The following is a 17,123-nucleotide window of genomic DNA, read 5'->3' as shown; positions in this document are numbered from 1 at the left end:
GGCAGAAGATCGTCATCTTCCAGCTCTTCGACCAGCAGGGCAACATCCCCTTCGGCATCGTCCCGCTGCTGCTGCTCGACGTCTGGGAGCACGCCTACTACCTCGACTACCTCAACGTCCGCGCCGACTACGTCAAGGCGTTCTGGAACATCGTCAACTGGGACAACGTCGCCGAGCGTTTCACCGCCGCCACCACCAAGACCCAGGGCCTCCTCACCCTCTAGGTCGTCCCGACAGTCCTCGAAGCGCTCGCTCCCTCGCCGGGGGCGGGCGCTTCGTGCGTTCCCGTGGTCTCGCGCTGCTCGTGGTCCGCCTGCTCGTGCTTTGCCTGCTCGTGGTCTGCCTGCTCGCGGGCCATCGTCGCGAGCCTCGTGGCGGCGGCGCTCGGGGCGCGGGTCCGTGCCGTCGCAACGCTCACCCGCATCAGGAACTCGGCGTCGACGAGCCGGATCCGGTGGATCGCCGGGTCGTCCGCCACCAGGTAGTCCGGCAGGAAGCCGACGCCCAGGCCGTTCCGGACGAGCGCCGCGGTGTCATTCGTGTCCGCCGTCTCGATCCGGACGTCGCGGGCCAGGCCGCGCGCGTGGAACTCCTCGTCGACGATCGTCCGGTTGGCGAATCCCCTCGGGAAGTCGACGAACCGCTGGCCGACGGTTTCCGCGAGCGCCACCTCTTCTCGTCCGGCCCATTCGTGGTGCCTCGGCACCGCGAGGATCAGGGGCGACGTCGCGAGGGGAAACACCCGGAGCCCCGGCAGACCCGCCTCCGAGGCGGCCAGGAAGGCCAGATCGAGGGTGCCGGACCGGAGGGCCTCCGCGAGACCGGCGGTGCCGGTGGCGGCCGGGGCGAGGTGCATCGTGACGTCGGGGTACAGGGCCGAGAACCGCCCGAGCAGTCGGGGGATGTCGAACAGCGTCACGTTCGTCATGTACCCGATGGCGAGGGCGCCGCTGAGGCCGCCGGACACCGAGTCGACGGCGTCGCGCGCGGCGCGGAGGGCGAGGGCCACCTCGGTGGCATGAGGGAGGAGAGCCGAGCCGGCGGCCGTGAGCCGCACGGCCCGGGTCGAGCGATCGAACAGCCGGGTTCCGAGCTCGCGCTCGAGGCCCTTCACCGTCGCCGAGACGGCGGACTGCACGAGATGCAGGCTCGAGGCGGCACGGGTGAAGCTCTTCTCGCCCGCCACGGCGGCGAACACCTCCAGCTGACGGGAGTCCATCCGACCATCGTATTGGGTGATCAATCGCATCACCACTGATCGTTGGACATGATCGAGCGCAGCGAGGATGCTCGATCCCATGACCAGCACAACAGCAACACCCGTCGCGCTTCCCGCGCGCCGGACCCTCTCGCACGGAGTCTCCTTCTGGGTCGTGTCGGGAGTCTTCCTCACCGTGATGGCGTACGGCGTCGTCCCGACCCCGCTCTGGACGCTCTATCAGCACCGAGACGGTTTCTCGACGTTCTCGATCACGATCGCCTTCGCCGCCTACGCGGTCGGCGTCGTCATCAGCCTTTTCCTGGCCGGACACCTGAGCGACCGCGTCGGCCGCCGCACCATCCTGCTGCCGGCCATCGGGCTGGAGATCGTCTCGGCCGTCGTCTTCATCGTGTGGCCCGAACTGGGCGGCCTGATCGTCGCGCGCGTGATCTGCGGTCTCGGCATCGGGATGCTCACCGCCACCGTGACGGCGCACATCCTCGACCTCCACTCCGCCTCGCGCCCGGGCTCGTCGCCGGCTCGCGGGCAGGTCGTCTCCGGGGCGGCCAACCTCGGCGGCTTCGCCGTCGGGGCGCTGGTCTCCGGGCTGCTGGCGCGCTACGTCGCCGCCCCGCTCGTCACGCCGTACGTGGTGTTCCTGGTGCTGCTCGTGGCGGCGTTCGTCGCGATCCTGGTGGTGCCGGAGACCGTGGTGCGACCGGCCGTGCGGCAGGCGTACCGACCCCAGCGTGTGAGCGTGCCCCGGGCATCCCGCGCTCGATTCTTCACGGTCGCCGTCGTGGCGTTCGCCGCGTTCTCGGTGCTGGGCCTGTTCACGTCGCTCGCTCCGGTCTTCGTCTCGGGAACCCTGGGTATCACCTCGCGGGCCGTCGCCGGGCTCGTGGTCTTCGCGACCTTCGCGGCTGCTGCCCTCGCCCAGATCGCGTTTCGGCCGTTGAGTGCGCGCGCCCAGATCGTCGTCGGGACCGTGCTGCTCGTGGTCGGGATCGCCGCCCTGGCGGTGGCAGTGGTCGGGGGGACGAGCTTCGCGCTCTTCCTGATCGGCGGGATCGTGGCCGGGGCCGGAGCGGGCGGTCTGTTCAAGGCGGCGCTCGCGATCGCGGGCTCGCTGGCCGAGGCGGCGAATCGGGGCGAGGTGCTGGCTGGCGTGTTCTTGGCCGGGTACGTCGGGCTGGCCGTGCCGGTCGTCGGTATCGGCGTGGCGACGCTGTCGATCAGCCTCGCCGCGGCGCTGGTCGGGTTCGCTGTGATCATCGTCGTGGTGGCGGCGGCTGCGGCGATCCCCCTGGTGGTGGGCTTGCGGGTTCGAGGGTCGGGTTTGTCCTGACTTTCGGCACATAGTGTCTGGCATCTGCCTTCTGTCTTCTGGCGTTTGGCTCCTGGCTTCTGCCGTCCTCCGTATGACTGCCGACTTCTGACGTCGGCGGCGGGACTTTTGATTGACAGTCGCCAGAAGTCGGGCCAAGATCGTCGGGAGGCCGCTCTCGCGAGGGTCGGCCTCGTTCCCGGCGGTCACGAAGGAGTCGCATGTCGGAAGCACTGCTGCGCGTCGCGATCATCGGGACGGGCATGATCGGCGGGGTCCACCGCCGGGCGGCGCGCGATGCCGGGGCGCACGTGGTCGGCGTGCTGGGGTCGACGCCGGCCAAATCGGAAGCCGCCGCTCGCGCCTGGGGCGTCGATCGCGGGTACACCTCGCTCGACGACCTCCTGGCGGATCGGCCCGACGTGGTGCAGATCTGCACCCCCAACGCCACCCACCACCCCTACGCGCTCGCCGTGATCCGCGCCGGGATCCACGTCGTCTGCGAGAAGCCCCTCGCCCTCACCGGCGCGCAGGGTCTCGAGCTCGTTCGGGCGGCGGCCGACGCCGGGGTCGTCGCGACGGTGCCCTTCGCATACCGGTACCACCCGCTCGTCCGCGAACTGCGGGCTCGACGGCTCGCCGGCGAATTCGGGCAGATCAACCTCATCCACGGGTCGTACCTCCAGGATTGGCTGCTCGACCCCGACTCGTCGAGCTGGCGGGTCGACGTGGGGGCGGGCGGCACCTCGCGGGCGTTCGCGGACATCGGATCGCACTGGTGCGACCTGGCGGAGTTCCTGTCGGGGGAGCGCTTCGAGTCGGTGTCGGCGATCACGTCGATCGTCTACGAGACGCGGCCGGTGCCGTCGGGGCCGTCGTTCGGTTCTCGTGGCGCTGGCGCTGGCGCTGGTGCGGGTGCGGGTGCTGGTGCGGGCGCTGCCGCTGGTGCTGGCGCGGGTGCGGGCGCGGGCGCTGCCGCTGGCGTCGGCGAGCGCATTCGCGTCACCACCGAGGACACCGCGGTCGCCACTTTCCGCACGACCTCGGGCATCACTGCCAACACCGTCGTCTCGCAGGTGTCGGCCGGCCGGAAGAACCGCCTCTGGGTCGAGGTCGACGGGTCTCGGGGTTCGGCGGTCTTCGATCAGGAGAATCCCGAGACGGTGTGGCTGGGCACGGAGGCCGGGGCGAGCATCCTGCAACGCGGAGCGGGTTTTCAGGCTCCTGACCAGGAGCGCCTCACCCGGGTTCCCGCCGGCCATCCGCAGGGGTACCCCGATGCGTTCACTGCGTTCCTCGAGGACACGTATGCGGCGGTGCGCGGGGAGTCGCCCGAGGGGCTGCCGACCTTCGCCGACGGGCTGCGCGCGAGCCGGATCATCGACGCCGTGCTGGCGAGTGCCGCCTCGTCGTCGTGGGTGGCGATCGAGGTCGATGCCGGTGCCGAGGTCGACGCCGGTGCCGGTGCCGGTGCCAGCGCCAGTGCCGGTGCCAGTCGCATTGCCGGTGCCGATACGGGTGCCGCTCCGGGCTCCGCTGGTGACCGGGTTGCGAGCTCCGCCCGTCTCGACCCCGCCGGTGAGCCCCGTGATGACCCAGCGCGTATCGCCGCCGACGAGCCAACCCGTGTCGCCGCTCATGATCCAGCCGGTGTCGCCGCTGGTGTCGCCTTCGCCGACTCGACGTCGCAATCGGGTGTCCCTTCAGAGAGAGAAGCTTCGTGAAACTGGGAATGCTGACCGCCTGCCTGCCTCACTGGAGCCTGGAGAGGATCGCGACGTTCGCTGCATCCACCGGCTTCGAACGACTCGAGGTGGCGGCGTGGCCACGCGTCGGCGGGCGTGAGTTCGAGGCATCCCACCTGCCGGTGGCGACGTTCACCGACGAGGATGCCGCGGCCACGGTCTCGGTGCTGGAGCGCACCGGGCTGGGAATCAGCGCGCTCGCGTACTACGAGAACAATCTCCACCACGACCTCGAGCGTCGGGAGGGAATCCACGCGCACCTGCGGCACGTCGTCGACACGGCGGCCGTGCTCGGGGTTCCTTACGTCGGCACGTTCATCGGGCGCGACAACACCCTGTCGGTGAAAGACAACATGGCCCTCGGCGACCGGATGCTGCCGGCACTTGTGGACTACGCCGGCGAGCGCGGGGTGAAGCTGATCATCGAGAACTGCGTGATGGAGGGCTGGCACCCCGACGGGTACCCCGGCAACCTCGCCTACAGCCCCGAACTGTGGGAGTGGGTGACTGGCCTCGGCTTCGGATTGAACTGGGACCCGTCGCACCTGACCTGGATCGGGATCGACCCCCTGGAGACGATCCTGCCGTTCGCGAAGCACATCGTTCACGCACAGGCGAAGGACGTGGAGCTCTTCCCCGCGAAACGGAACCGGTACGGGTTCTTCGGGAAAGTCGACAAGGGCGACGACCCCTGGGACATGGGCTGGTGGAGGTTCCGGGTGCCGGGCCGTGGCCAAATCGACTGGGCTCGGATCGTGGACCGCCTGTACGAGGGTGGGTTCGAGGGCACGCTCTCGGTCGAGCACGAGGACCCCCTCTGGGGCGGCACGGACGACAAGGTCACCGAGGGCCTGCGCATCGCCCATCACACCCTCCGCCCTCTTATCGCCCGGTCCTGATCGGCAGGGTCTGATTGCCGGGGGCGTGATCCCGCTGTGACGATCGCCCGGTCGAGCTCGCTCGCCGGCCGTCTCGGCAGTGACCCGGCCCAGCCGCGGACGCACGCGTCCGCAGGGCCTCACTGTGCTGCAGAGGTCCATCACAGGGTGCAAGCCGGCAGAAGCCAAGGGCGGGAGCCGCGCCGCCGCGGAAGTCGGCGGCGTCGCGGCGGCGGAGATCCACCGTCGTGGTGCATGGCGAGCGCACGGTCGACTGCTTCTGCCACGCGCTGCCACTGGTGGACCACCATGTCGTAGGTCAGGCGGATCGGGAACCTCCCTTCGAGGATGATCGCCAGGTCTTTCCGCCGATCGGCTTCGAAGCTGTCGGCATGGAACTCCCGCCCGTCGACCTCGATCGCGACGACCCCGTCCACCTCGAGGTCGAAGAACTGCCGCCTGCCCACCGGCACCTGCGTGACGACCCTTCGCCCGTCGAGCTCGGACCGCACCCGTGCCAGCGACTCGATGAAGCTCTCCGAGGTCGGGTTCGACCACTCCAGGACGCCGCGGGCGTCGGCCGGCAACTTGCTCATGACCTCGGCGACATCGCTCTCGTCGAACCAATCGGAACGCCGCGCCCAGTCGAGGAGCGTGACGGCCTCGTCGAACTCCAACTCGAGGAGCGCTCTCGGAAGGGCGTCTTTCGGAGCGACCACGGTGAGGTCGCCCCGAGCGAGGACATCGATGCCGTCGTACACGACCCGGACTCCGTCAGGACCCCGGAGTCGTGCGGCGTTGCGTGGCACGGAGACCGTCATCTGCATTCGGCGGCGCGGCAGCCAGGCCGCGAGCTGTTCCAATGCGGCCACGCCGGTCAGTCGACCACCCACCCGCAGAGCGACGAACCGCGGATCGGCTTGGGAAAGCGTTGTGTACCAGCCGCGGCGCGCCCGACGGACCTCGCCGCTGCGGACCGCGCGGGTGAGGTCGCGATCTCGGGCGCCGAGCGCGACGAGTCGCCGCTTGTGGAGGACGCCGCCCGCTGCGTCGACCCATGAACCGATGGTTGCCATGCATCGATCGTGGAGGAGGCCGCGCATCGATGGCGGCGGTTTCGACGATCTGTGGATGGAGGGCTTTTCGCCTGCGGCTGTGGAGAAGACGTCGCCGGTGCTGCGCTTGGCTGACGTCGGGCGTACGGTCGGCAATTCAGGCAGCGGGTGGCTGGGGCGCGCCGCTGCGGGGGACGGGAGGCAGGCCGCGGTCGGCTTCCTGAGTTGCCAGCGGGAGGGGTAGCGGCGGGTTGCGGCGGGATGGGTGTGGAAGCGGCGAGGGGCACGCGGGTGCGCGTCGGGCGAGCGGTCGGCAACTCAGGCAGCGGCTGGCTGGGGAGGGCTGCCGCGGGGGTGGGGAGGCGGCCCGCGGCCGACCGCCTGAGTTGCCAGCGGGAGCGGGGCGGTGGGGCGGCGGGATGGGTGGGGAAGCGGCGAGGGGCAGGGGGGTGCGCGCGTCGAGCGGGGGGTCGGCAACTCAGGCAGCGGGTGGCTGGGGCGGGCTGCTGCGGGGGTGGGGAGGCGGGCCGCGGCTGGCTTCCTGAGTTGCCGACGGCGGCCCCGTGGGAGACGGAGACGGAGGAGGAGACGGAGACGGAGGAGACGGCAGCACCCGCAGCACCCCGAGCACCGCAGCCCACGAGCACCGCAGGTCGCGTACCCCCCAACACACCCGCGGGAGAACCGCCCTTAGGCGTGGTCGACGTGCTCGTGCTCGGCGTGCGCCTCGGGCTCGAGCTGGAACGTCGAGTGCTCGATCGCCACGCTGAAGTGCTCGAGCACGCAGGCCTGCAGGTCGTCGAGGATCCGCGGCGCGTGCCCGTCCTCGAAGCACCCCTGCTCGACCACGACGTGCGCCGACAGCACGGGCAGCCCGGTGGCGATCTGCGACGCGTGCAGGTCGTGGACCCCGCGCACGTGCGGCAACTCGAGCACGTGCCGCCGCACGTCGTCGAGGTCCAGCCCCCGTGGCGTCGACTCCAACAGGACCGCCGTGGTCTCGCGCAGCAGCCCGATGGTCCGCGGCACGATCAGCACGGCGATGAGCATGCCGGCCACCGCGTCGGCCTGCGCCCAGCCGGTCAGGGCGATCACGACGGCCGCGACGATCACGGCGACCGACCCGAGCGCGTCGTTCACGACCTCGAGGAACGCCGCCCGCATGTTGAGGTTGCTCGACCGCCCTGCGCTCAACACCAGGATGGACAGCACGTTGCCGACCAGTCCGATGGCGCCGAACAGCAGCAGCCCGCCCGACGGCACCGACGGCGGCTCGAACAACCGCTGCACGCCCTCGACGAACGCGTAGATGCCGACGGCGAGTAGCACGGCCGACTGCCCGAGTGCGGCGAGGACCTCGGCCCGTCGATAGCCCCAGGTGCGGCTCGACGTGGCCGGCCGCAGCATCAGCGAGGCGGCGATCAGAGCCGCACTGAGCCCGGCGACGTCGGTGAGCATGTGGCCGGCGTCGACGAGCAGCGAGAGGCTGCCGGTGAGGACGGACCCGACGATCTCGGCGACGAGGATGACCGCCGTGATCCCCAGCGCGACCGACAGTCGTCCGCGCGAGGAGTCGGCCGACGCGTGATCGTGCGACATGGGCGGCCCGTCAGCCCTGGTTCTCGACGTACGGGATCGTGTCGTCGACGAGCCGAGAGACGTCGTCGTCCTCCGGCTGCGGGACCGTCGCAGGAGGCCCCGGCACCGGCGCCGGCTGCGCCGCGTGCACGAGCCCCAGCGCGTCCTGCAGCCCTTCGACCGGAACCTGCCCGGGCGCGCTCGCGTCGCCGACCGACCCGAAGGTCAGGCACGAGCCGAAGATCTCGCCGGAGAGACGCGACACGACCCCGAGCGGCCCCATCGCCATCGTGATGGCCGGCCGGACGCCCTTCGTCTGCCGGAACTCGTCCGTCGCCTCGAGCAGGGTGAGCACGTCGCGGGGCGATGTGGGCATGACCGCGATCTTGACGACGTCGGCGCCGAGATCCTGCTGCAGGGTCAGCCGGGCGACGATCTGGTCGAGCGGCGGTGTCTCGTGGAAGTCGTGCGACGACATGACGACGACGACTCCGGCCTCGTGCGCGGCGTTCACGATCCGCTCGAGCACGCCGAGCTCGGTGAACATCTCGACGTCGATGGCGTCGACGGCGCGAGTCGCTATGGCACCGGTGAGCAGGCGCTCGTAGTCGCCGAGATCGAGTTCGCGCTGACCGCCCTCGGCCGCGCTGCGGAACGTGAAGAGCAGGGGCACCGAGTCGGGCAGCGCCGCGCGGACGGCTTCGGCGGCGTCGAGTGCCTGACGCCGCTCGTCGACCCGTTCGAGGTAGTCGATCCGCAGTTCGACGAGGTCGAATCGCCCGGCAGGAAGCCGCTCCACCTGCGCGAGGAGTTCGTCGACGGTCGCGCCGGTCAGCGGCACGCAGATCTTCGGCTGCCCCGCGCCCAGTTCGACACCGCGGAGCGTCACGGTTCTGACTTCGATCGTCACGGAGTCGAGACTAGTCCGACGGCCTGGCGCATCGCCTGACGGATGACGTCCTCGGACGCGAGCGGTGCATCCTGCCCCCCACCGGTGAACAGCCGCACCTGCCCGATCGCCTGCTCCAGCAGCATGTCGAGCCCGCTCACGCTCCGCCCGCCCGCGGCCTCCCACGAGGCGGCGATGGGCGACGGCCAGGGCTCGTACGCCACGTCGAGCAGCACCGAGTCGGGGGATGCGGGGCGCACCGGCGGCAGGCCCACACCGCCGGGCAGCGTGCTGATGACGAACTCCCACGGCTCGGCAGCCGCCAGAGACCCCAGGGGCGTGGGATGCACGGCCACGTCCAGCGCGACACCCAGGTCGACGAGCACCGCGGCCTTCGTCGGGTCGCGGAGGTACAGCGAGAGCTCGGTGACCCCGAGCTGCGCCGCTGCCGCGATCGCCGAGGCGGCGGTGGCGCCCCCGCCGAGGACGGCCGTGCGGGCGGCGGCCGACGGCGAGCGGAAGCCCGGCGTGAGAGTGAGTGCGCGGACGATGCCGTCGACGTCCGTGTTGTGCCCGTCGAGCAGGAGGCGCTCGCCGTCGCGCCGGAGCACGACCGTGTTGGCCACGCCCAGCTCCGCGGCCAGCGGCGAGACGGTGGCGAGCAGGGGGATCACCTCGCGCTTCAGCGGCATGGTGAGGCTGAGGCCGAGCCACGAGTCGTCGAGCCCCTTGAGGAAGGCCGGCAGGGCACCCGCCCCGACCTCCGCGCGACCGTACTCGAACGGCAGGCCGAGCAGGCGGTAGGCGGTCTCGTGCAGGAGCGGCGATTTCGAGTGGGCGATGGGGGAGCCGAGAACCGCGAGACGACGCATCGGACCAGATTAGCCGCGGAGCTCCGCCACGATCCGCCGGATGGCCCGCTTGGCCTCGCGGGTCCAGGGGGCACCGACGAAGACGTGGAACCCGCCCTTCGTGATGCGGAGCTCGATACGGCCCCCGGCCCGGGTCACGGTCCGGGCGAGCTGCTTCGCATCCGGCAGGAGGATGTCGCGGTCGCCCTGGTGCACGAAGATCGGCGGCAGCCCGCGGAGGTCGCCGTAGAGAGGGCTGACGAGGGGATCGTGGCCGTCGAGGTCGCCGCGCCAGAGATCGCCCGCCTCGACGAGTCCCGCGCGTCCGAGCATGGGATCGAGCGGGGCGACGTCGGCGATCTGCGGGGCCGACAGGGTCACGTCGAGCCACGGCGACAGGAGAATGAGGCCGGCGGGGGCGGGGGCATCCCCCGGTGCGATCTCGGTGGAGTGGCGACCGCCGCCGGTGCCGTGCGCCCCGCCCACGACCGAGCCGTCGCGCAGCCTCAGGGCCTGCCCGAGCGCGAGTCCGCCGCCCGCCGAGTCGCCGCCGAGGAACACCGGGCGCCCGGCCGCGGCCTCGACCACGTTCGCGTACACCTCGTCGAGCAGCGCATACGCCTCGGCGGGGTGGTACGTCGGCGCCAGGCCGTAGAGCGGAACGGTGATGGTGACGCCCGAGCGGTCGGCGAGGGTCGCGAGGAGGTTCCAGTGCACGGTCAAGATGCCGAAGGTGTAGCAGCCGCCGTGGAGATAGATCAGGTGGCGTCCGCTGGCGGCGCCGCGGGGCGTGAGCCGCACGACCGGGCGACCCTGCACCGTCGTCTCGGTGACGTCGACCCGGCGCCGGACCGATGCGGGAATCGGCGCCTCGGCCTCGCCGCGCTTGGCGATCGCCGCGTGCAGGCTCTCGGCCGAGTCGGTGCTGCGGGGAGTGAACCGGAGCAGGAAGCGAGTGCCTGCGAGGAGGAGCGACATGGCCCGACCCTATTCGGGGATGCTCGGAACCGTGTTAGGGTCAACTAGACCTTATGGGTTATAGTCATTTACACCTTAACTCCTGGCGGCCTTCCCTCGGCACCGAACCCGCAAACCCGCAGACCCGCCGAACCCGCCGGCCCGACCCGAATCGCAGCCACCGTGACCTCCAGCCAGAGCGCCAGCACCAGCACCAGCGCCAGCACCAGCGCCACGCCTGCCTCTGTGCCCGCCCCGGCCCCGGTGCTCGCGGTCTCCACGGTGATCTTCTCGTTGCGGCCTTCCGACACCACCGGCCGCATGGCCCTGCACATCCCGCTCGTGCGACGGATCCGCGAGCCGTTCCAGGGCTCATGGGCGCTGCCGGGCGGCCCGCTCGAATGCGACGAGGATCTCTCCGACGCGGCCCGCCGGCACCTGCTCGACACGACGGCCCTGTCGCCGACCTACCTCGAGCAGCTCTACGCGTTCGGGGCTCCGAGCCGGTCGTCCGACCCTGCCGCCGTGCGCGTCGTGTCGATCGTCTACTGGGCCCTCGTCGCGCAGGTCTCAGGCCACGCGCCCGCCCTGGTGGACGGCGATCCGAACGTCTGCTGGTTCGACGCCGACGACCTCCCCGACCTGGCCTTCGACCACCGCACGATCGTCGACTACGCCCTGTGGCGCCTCCGAACCAAGATGGAGTACAGCCGCATCGCCCACGCCTTCATCGGCGACGTCTTCACGCTCGCGCAGCTCCGCGAGGTGCACGAGGCCGTGCTCGGCCGCGACCTCGACCCGGCGAACTTCCGCCGAATGATCGAGGCGTCCGACTCCGTGGTCCCGACCGGCGAGGTGCTCACGGGCACCAAGCACCGGCCTCCCAAGCTCTACCGCTACTCCCCGCCCGAACGAAGCCCCCTTTCCGAGAATAACGAGATCCCCGTATGACCAGCGTCGACACCCTCATCCGCGGCATCACCAACGGGGTCGCTCCCGGCGAAGTCTGCTCGACCGACCTGGTCGAGGCTCCGTGGAACTTCGACACGGGCATCCCCGCCTACGGCCCCGGTTCGTCGATGTTCGACGCGATCCCGGCGCACTCCCCGCTGCAGGGCGAGCTGCCCGAGGAGTACCGCACGGCCTCCGCCGACGAGCTGCACGCCCGCATCATGGCCGCGAAGGCCACGCTCGGCGACCGCGTGCTGATGCTCGGCCACTTCTACCAGCGCGACGAGGTCGTGCAGTACGCGGACTACGTGGGCGACTCGTTCCAGCTCGCGGTGAAGGCCAAGGCCTCGCCCGCCGCCGAGGCCATCGTCTTCTGCGGCGTGCACTTCATGGCCGAGACCGCCGACCTCCTCTCCGGTCCGGATCAGGCGGTCATCCTGCCGAACCTCGCCGCCGGCTGCTCGATGGCCGACATGGCCGACATCGACAGCGTCGAAGCCGCCTGGGAGCAGCTCGAAGAGATCTACGGCGACATGACCGCGGTCGACGAGTCGGGCCGAGTCCCCGTCATCCCCGTCACGTACATGAACTCGGCCGCCGACCTCAAGGGCTTCTGCGGTCGCCACGGCGGCATCGTCTGCACCTCCTCCAACGCCGAGACCGTGCTCGAGTGGGCCTTCGCCCGGGGGCGGCGCGTGCTGTTCTTCCCCGACCAGCACCTCGGCCGCAACACCGCCAAGGCCATGGGCGTGCCGCTCTCGCAGATGCCGATGTGGAACCCGCGTCGCCCCCTCGGCGGCTCGACCGTCGCCGAGCTCGAAGACGCCAAGGTCGTGCTCTGGAACGGGTTCTGCTCGGTCCACAAGCGCTTCACGGTGGACCAGATCGCGAAGGCCCGGGCGGAGTTCCCGGGCGTGAAGGTCATCGTGCACCCCGAATGCCCGATGCCCGTCGTCGACGCCGCCGACGCGGCCGGATCCACCGACTTCATCGTCAAGGCCATCGCCGCCGCCCCCGCGGGCTCCACCTTCGCCATCGGCACCGAGATCAACCTCGTCCAGCGCCTGGCCCAGGAGTACCCGCAGCACACCATCTTCTGCCTCGACTCGGTCGTCTGCCCGTGCTCGACGATGTACCGGATCCACCCCGGCTACATCGCCTGGGCGCTCGAGGCGCTGGTCGGATCGGCGTCGCGGCCGTCCGAGGTGCTGAACCGCATCCAGGTCGCCGACGACATCGCCGTGCCGGCACGGATCGCCCTCGACCGGATGCTCGCGGCGAAGCCCGGGCACACGGTGTCGGTGTGACGCAGATCGTCGTCGTCGGCTCGGGCCTCGGCGGCCTGACCGCCGCCCTGCGTGCCACAGCGCTCGGCCACGCTGTCACGCTCGTGACCAAGGGCGCCGTCGACGAGAGCAACTCCCGGTACGCCCAGGGCGGCATCGCGGCCGCCGTCTTCGACGACGACTCGCCCTCGCTGCACGTCGCCGACACCCTCGTCGCCGGCGCCGGGCTGTCCGTCGCCGAGGCCGTCGAGGTGCTCTGCTCCGACGGCGCCGCGCGGATCGACGACCTCGTGGGCTGGGGCGTCCAGTTCGACCTCGACTCGCACGGGCGCTGGTCGCGCGGCCTCGAGGCGGCGCACTCGCGCTCGCGGGTGCTGCACGCCGGGGGCGACGCCACCGGAGCCGCGATCGTCCGCGCCCTGATCGCCCGGCTCGAGACCTCCGACGTGACGGTGGTCGAGCACGCGTTCCTGACCGACCTGCTGCTCGCGCCCGGCGCGACCGAGGCCGAGGCGAACCGCGTCGTCGGCCTGGAGCTGCTCGTCGGCGGAGTCCGCACGCGCATCCCCGCGGACGCCGTCGTCCTCGCCACCGGCGGTGCCGGCCAGCTCTACGAGTACACGACCAACCCGCTCGTCGCGACCGGAGACGGCCTCGCCGCCGCCTGGCGCGCAGGAGCCCGTGTCGACGACCTCGAGTTCTACCAGTTCCACCCGACGGCGCTCGCCGTGCCGGGCAGCTTCCTCGTCTCCGAGGCGGTCCGCGGCGAGGGGGCGGTGCTCGTCGACTCCGCCGGAAAGCGCTTCATGCCGGCCGTCGACCGCCGCGCCGAACTGGCCCCGCGCGACATCGTCGCCCGCGGGATCGCCGACCTCATGTCGCGCCAGGCCGGCCTCCCGGCGTTCCTCGACGCCACGGGCATCGGCGCCGCGACGCTCGTCTCCCGGTTCCCGACGATCACCGCCGCCACCCGCGCGGCCGGTCTCGACTGGACCCGCGAGCCGATCCCCGTCACACCCGCCGCGCACTACTTCATGGGCGGCGTCGCCACCGACCTCGACGGCCGGACGACCCTCCCCGGGCTGTACGCCGTCGGCGAGGTCGCCTCGACCGGCGTCCACGGGGCCAACCGCCTCGCGTCCAACTCGCTGCTGGAGGCGCTCGTGTTCGGCTGGCGCGTGGTCGATGCAGTGGCGTGGGATGCACGGTCCGGCGCCCTCGACGGGGCCGCCGACGTGTCCGATGCCGTCGTCCCCCTCGCATCCACCACCGTTTCTGCGGCAGCCGGTGCTGGTGCCGCCGCTGTCGCTGACGCCACTCCCGCGGTGTCCTCGACCGGGGCTTCGGGGGTGCCGCTCGGCCGCCCGGAGCTGCAGCGCCTGATGTGGGCCGCCGCCGGTGTCGAGCGTTCAGGAGATCGGCTCGCCGAGGCCGCCGCCCGGCTGGCCGACGCCACCGTCGCCGGCACGGGTTCCTGCGGAGCCGACAGTACCGGCGACAGCACCGGCGACACGGCGGCCGCTGTTGCCTCCTCCGCCGCCGACACCGCCGCCGCCGACACAGCCGCCGCCGCCGAGGTGCAGGACCTCGAGACCGCCAACCTGATCGACGTCGCCCGGCTGGTCGTCGCCGGGGCGCTGGCCCGCGAGGAGTCACGCGGCGCGCACTACCGAACCGACTTCCCGACCCCGCACGACGAACCCGCCCGCACGATCTCGTGGGCCAGAGAGGTGCCTCAGAATGCTCACCGATGATGCGATCGACGACGTCGTCCGCCGTGCCCTCGCCGAGGACGCCCCCTGGGGGGACGTCACCAGCGAGTCGCTGATCCCCGAGTCCGCGACGGCCGTGGCCGCGGTGGTGGCACGCGAGCCCGGTGTCCTGGCCGGGACGCGCATCCTCGTGGCCGTCGTCCGGGCCGTCGACCCCCTGGTCGAGGTGGACGTGCGGCGCCACGACGGCGCCCCGTTCGGCATCGGCGACACCCTGTTCGTGCTGCGGGGGTCCGCGCGCTCGATCCTCCGGGCCGAGCGGGTCGGGCTCAACCTGCTGCAGCGGCTGTCGGGCATCGCCACGCTCACCGCCCGCTACGTCGGTCTGACCGACGGCACGAAGGCGCAGATCGTCGACACCCGCAAGACCACACCCGGCCTCCGCGCCCTCGAGCGCGACGCCGTGCTCGCCGGCGGCGGCCGCAACCACCGCTTCTCCCTCTCCGACGCCGTGCTGGTCAAGGACAACCACCTGGCCGTCCTCCTCGCGCAGGGGCTGAGCGTGACCGAGGCGCTCCTCTCCATGAAGGCGAAGCTGTCGCACACGACGCACGTCGAGGTGGAGGTCGACCGGATCGACCAGATCGAGGCCGTGCTCGCCGCCGGCGTCGACACGATCATGCTGGACAACTTCTCGGCGGAGGACCTCGTGGTCGGCGTCGAGCTGGTGGCGGGCCGCGCCCTCGTCGAGGCTTCCGGCGGGGTCGACCTCGACACGGTGGCCGCCATCGCGCACTCGGGCGTCGACCTGATCTCCGTGGGAGCGCTGACGCACAGCGTCCGGGCCCTCGACCTCGGCCTCGACGTGACGCTCGACACGGCGGCGCCGGTGGGGTTCACCACCGGCTTCGCCGTGCGCTGAGGCGGGGGATGCACGGCGTGCCCGTGAGGCGGGGGATGCACGGCATGCCTGTCGGGCGGGGGAGCCGGACGTCTGCGGGCCGCAGCCTCCCTCGTGGGGCCGAGCCGGGCATCCCCGGCTCGTGAAGTATTTCGACGCGGCGGCGACGACGCCCGTGCGCCGCGAGGTGCTCGAGGCGATGTGGCCGTACCTGACCGGGGATTTCGGCAACCCGTCGAGCCGGCACACGGTCGGTGAGTCCGCGGCGCGCGGGCTGGCACGGGCTCGGGCGCAGGTCGCCGAGTGGCTCGGCTGCCGTCCGGGCGAGGTCGTCTTCACCGGCGGCGGCACCGAGGGCGACAACCTCGCGATCAAGGGGCTGGCCCTCGCGAACCCGCGCGGGAGACACCTGGTCACCACCCGGATCGAGCACGAGGCCGTGCTCGAGTCGGTCGACTACCTGCGGCGGTTCCTGGGGTTCGAGGTGACGTTCGTGGAGCTAGACGGGGAGGGGACCGTGCATCCCGCGGCCCTGGCCTCGGCCCTTCGAGACGACACCACGCTGGTCTCGATCGCGCACGCGAACAATGAGATCGGGACCGTGCAACCGCTGGCCGCGCTGACGGCCGTAGCGGTGGGGCGGGGGGTGCCGTTCCACACGGATGCGGTGCAGTCCGCCGGCTGGCTCGACGTCAGGGTGCCCACGCTCGGGGTGCAGGCGCTGACGATCTCGGGGCACAAGCTCGGGGCGCCGAAGGGGATCGGGGCGCTGTACGTCGCCGGACGGCTGCCGCTCGAACCGGTGCTGCACGGAGGCGGGCAGGAGCGCGGGCGCCGGTCGGGCACCGAGAACGTGGCCGGTGCGGTCGGGCTCGGGGCGGCGGTGGCGCTGCTGGGTGGTGCGGGTGCTGGTGGTGCCGGTGCGGGTGCTTCTGGCGCCGGTGCTTCTGCTATCGCCCCGGTCGGGCTTCGCGACGCCTTCATCGCCGACGTCGAGGCGAGAGTGGGGGATGCACGGCTCACCGGCTCGCGGACCTCGCGGCTGCCCGCCTCGGCCTCGTTCGTGTTCCCGGGCACGAGTGGGGAGTCGGTTCTGCTCGAACTCGAACGGCGGGGGATCGTGTCGTCGTCGGGCTCGGCGTGTGCCGCCGGCAGTGACGAGCCGTCGCACGTGCTGACCGCTCTGGGAATGGCGCCCGATCTCGCGCAGACGTCGGTGCGGTTCAGCTGGGGAGCGGACGTGACGGGGGAGGACCTTGCCGGAGTCGCGTCGGCAATTCAGGCGAGCGTTCACGCCGTGCGCGGGATCGTGGGCGCCTGAGCCGTTGCGCGGGCGGGTTCCTGACTTGCCGACGCGCGCGGCGGTCCTGCCGTGCCCGCCGTGCCGCCTGTGCCGGCCATCCGGCCCGCCGTGCCGGACGGGGCCCGGACGCACAGCTCGAGCTCCGGGTCTCGCGGGCGGTTGGCAACTCAGGCACACTGCGCACGGGCCCGGCCCGAGCCGCCTTGCCGCGTGCCCGACGCGGCGCCTGCCTGAGTTGCCAGCACGCGCCGGCTCGCTGTCCCGCCGTGCCGTTCGGCGGCGGGGAGGGAGGTCCGGGGCGGGCGGTCGGTCGGCAATTCAGGTGGATGCCCTGCCGAGCTCGCTCGTTCCCCCCTGCTGGGCTGCCCGCACGGCGCTGTCCTGAGTTGCCGGCACGTGCATCCCTCGGCCGCCGCAGTAGGCAAGCTCGGCGGCGAGCCCGGTGGCAGCCCCGGCGGTCGCGGGGGCTGGGGCCGGAGCCGGACTCGG

15 protein-coding genes are annotated in these 17,123 nt (G+C 71.8%); 9 read left to right on the top strand and 6 right to left on the bottom strand.

All coding sequences use genetic code 11. From position 1 onward, the window contains the following. The coding region (locus ABEA39_RS14590) for a superoxide dismutase (protein ID WP_345376662.1) at positions 1-224 on the top strand (224 nt) is incomplete at its 5' end. On the opposite strand, the gene ABEA39_RS14585 is transcribed toward ABEA39_RS14590, so the two are convergent. Beyond that, positions 221-1,219: a LysR family transcriptional regulator gene (locus ABEA39_RS14585; RefSeq protein ID WP_345376661.1), complete on the bottom strand. Its 999-nt coding sequence runs from the start codon at positions 1,217-1,219 to the stop codon at positions 221-223. The genes ABEA39_RS14590 and ABEA39_RS14585 overlap by 4 nt on opposite strands. Before the next feature lie 79 nt (positions 1,220-1,298). Between ABEA39_RS14585 and ABEA39_RS14580 the strand changes: the two genes are divergently transcribed. The 3 genes from ABEA39_RS14580 to ABEA39_RS14570 all read left to right on the top strand — a co-directional run bounded on the left by ABEA39_RS14580 (position 1,299) and on the right by ABEA39_RS14570 (position 5,172). Continuing rightward, positions 1,299-2,549, top strand: coding sequence for an MFS transporter (locus tag ABEA39_RS14580; RefSeq protein WP_345376660.1), 1,251 nt, complete (start codon positions 1,299-1,301; stop codon positions 2,547-2,549). Between the two features lie 200 nt (positions 2,550-2,749). Beyond that, on the top strand, positions 2,750-4,252 hold the full coding sequence (locus ABEA39_RS14575; RefSeq protein ID WP_345376659.1) for a Gfo/Idh/MocA family protein: 1,503 nt from the start codon (positions 2,750-2,752) through the stop codon (positions 4,250-4,252). Continuing rightward, positions 4,249-5,172 carry a sugar phosphate isomerase/epimerase family protein gene (locus tag ABEA39_RS14570; protein WP_345376658.1) on the top strand — a complete coding sequence of 308 codons (924 nt, stop codon included), beginning with the start codon at positions 4,249-4,251 and terminating at the stop codon, positions 5,170-5,172. Before ABEA39_RS14575 ends, ABEA39_RS14570 begins: the two co-directional genes overlap by 4 nt. A gap of 140 nt (positions 5,173-5,312) precedes the next feature. Here the strand turns inward: ABEA39_RS14570 and ABEA39_RS14565 are convergent, their stop codons facing one another. The 5 genes from ABEA39_RS14565 to ABEA39_RS14545 form a co-directional block, all read right to left on the bottom strand. Next, positions 5,313-6,227, bottom strand: coding sequence for a hypothetical protein (locus tag ABEA39_RS14565; RefSeq protein ID WP_345376657.1), 915 nt, complete (start codon positions 6,225-6,227; stop codon positions 5,313-5,315). A 669-nt stretch (positions 6,228-6,896) separates the two neighbouring features. Beyond that, positions 6,897-7,805: a cation diffusion facilitator family transporter gene (locus tag ABEA39_RS14560; protein ID WP_345376656.1), complete on the bottom strand. Its 909-nt coding sequence runs from the start codon at positions 7,803-7,805 to the stop codon at positions 6,897-6,899. A 10-nt stretch (positions 7,806-7,815) separates the two neighbouring features. Next, the gene (gene aroD, locus ABEA39_RS14555) at positions 7,816-8,694 is read right to left on the bottom strand and encodes a type I 3-dehydroquinate dehydratase (protein ID WP_345376655.1); all 879 of its coding nucleotides are present in this window, start codon (positions 8,692-8,694) and stop codon (positions 7,816-7,818) included. Then, positions 8,691-9,545, bottom strand: coding sequence for a shikimate dehydrogenase (locus ABEA39_RS14550; RefSeq protein ID WP_345376654.1), 855 nt, complete (start codon positions 9,543-9,545; stop codon positions 8,691-8,693). The genes aroD and ABEA39_RS14550 overlap by 4 nt, the downstream gene beginning before the upstream one ends. 9 nt (positions 9,546-9,554) lie before the next feature. Continuing rightward, entirely contained in the window at positions 9,555-10,502 is a 948-nt protein-coding gene (locus ABEA39_RS14545) for an alpha/beta hydrolase (protein WP_345376653.1), read from the bottom strand. 162 nt (positions 10,503-10,664) lie between these two features. Here ABEA39_RS14545 and ABEA39_RS14540 point away from each other — a divergent pair, with 162 nt between their 5' ends. The 5 genes from ABEA39_RS14540 (at position 10,665) to ABEA39_RS14520 (ending at position 16,652) form a co-directional block, all read left to right on the top strand. Continuing rightward, on the top strand, positions 10,665-11,432 hold the full coding sequence (locus tag ABEA39_RS14540) for an NUDIX hydrolase (RefSeq protein ID WP_425556982.1): 768 nt from the start codon (positions 10,665-10,667) through the stop codon (positions 11,430-11,432). Beyond that, positions 11,429-12,739: a quinolinate synthase NadA gene (gene nadA, locus ABEA39_RS14535; protein ID WP_345376652.1), complete on the top strand. Its 1,311-nt coding sequence runs from the start codon at positions 11,429-11,431 to the stop codon at positions 12,737-12,739. Before ABEA39_RS14540 ends, nadA begins: the two co-directional genes overlap by 4 nt. Next, entirely contained in the window at positions 12,736-14,472 is a 1,737-nt protein-coding gene (gene nadB, locus ABEA39_RS14530) for an L-aspartate oxidase (protein ID WP_345376651.1), read from the top strand. The genes nadA and nadB overlap by 4 nt, the downstream gene beginning before the upstream one ends. Then, the gene (nadC, locus tag ABEA39_RS14525) at positions 14,459-15,352 is read left to right on the top strand and encodes a carboxylating nicotinate-nucleotide diphosphorylase (protein ID WP_345376650.1); all 894 of its coding nucleotides are present in this window, start codon (positions 14,459-14,461) and stop codon (positions 15,350-15,352) included. Before nadB ends, nadC begins: the two co-directional genes overlap by 14 nt. 121 nt (positions 15,353-15,473) lie before the next feature. Then, a complete protein-coding gene (locus ABEA39_RS14520; protein ID WP_345376649.1) occupies positions 15,474-16,652 on the top strand; it encodes a cysteine desulfurase family protein in 1,179 nt (392 codons plus the stop codon). Positions 16,653-17,123: the final 471 nt, after the last annotated feature.

Source organism: Frondihabitans cladoniiphilus (assembly GCF_039544345.1).
In the GTDB taxonomy this organism is placed as follows: domain Bacteria; phylum Actinomycetota; class Actinomycetes; order Actinomycetales; family Microbacteriaceae; genus Frondihabitans; species Frondihabitans cladoniiphilus.
This window is presented reverse-complemented; position numbering and strand designations above follow the sequence as displayed.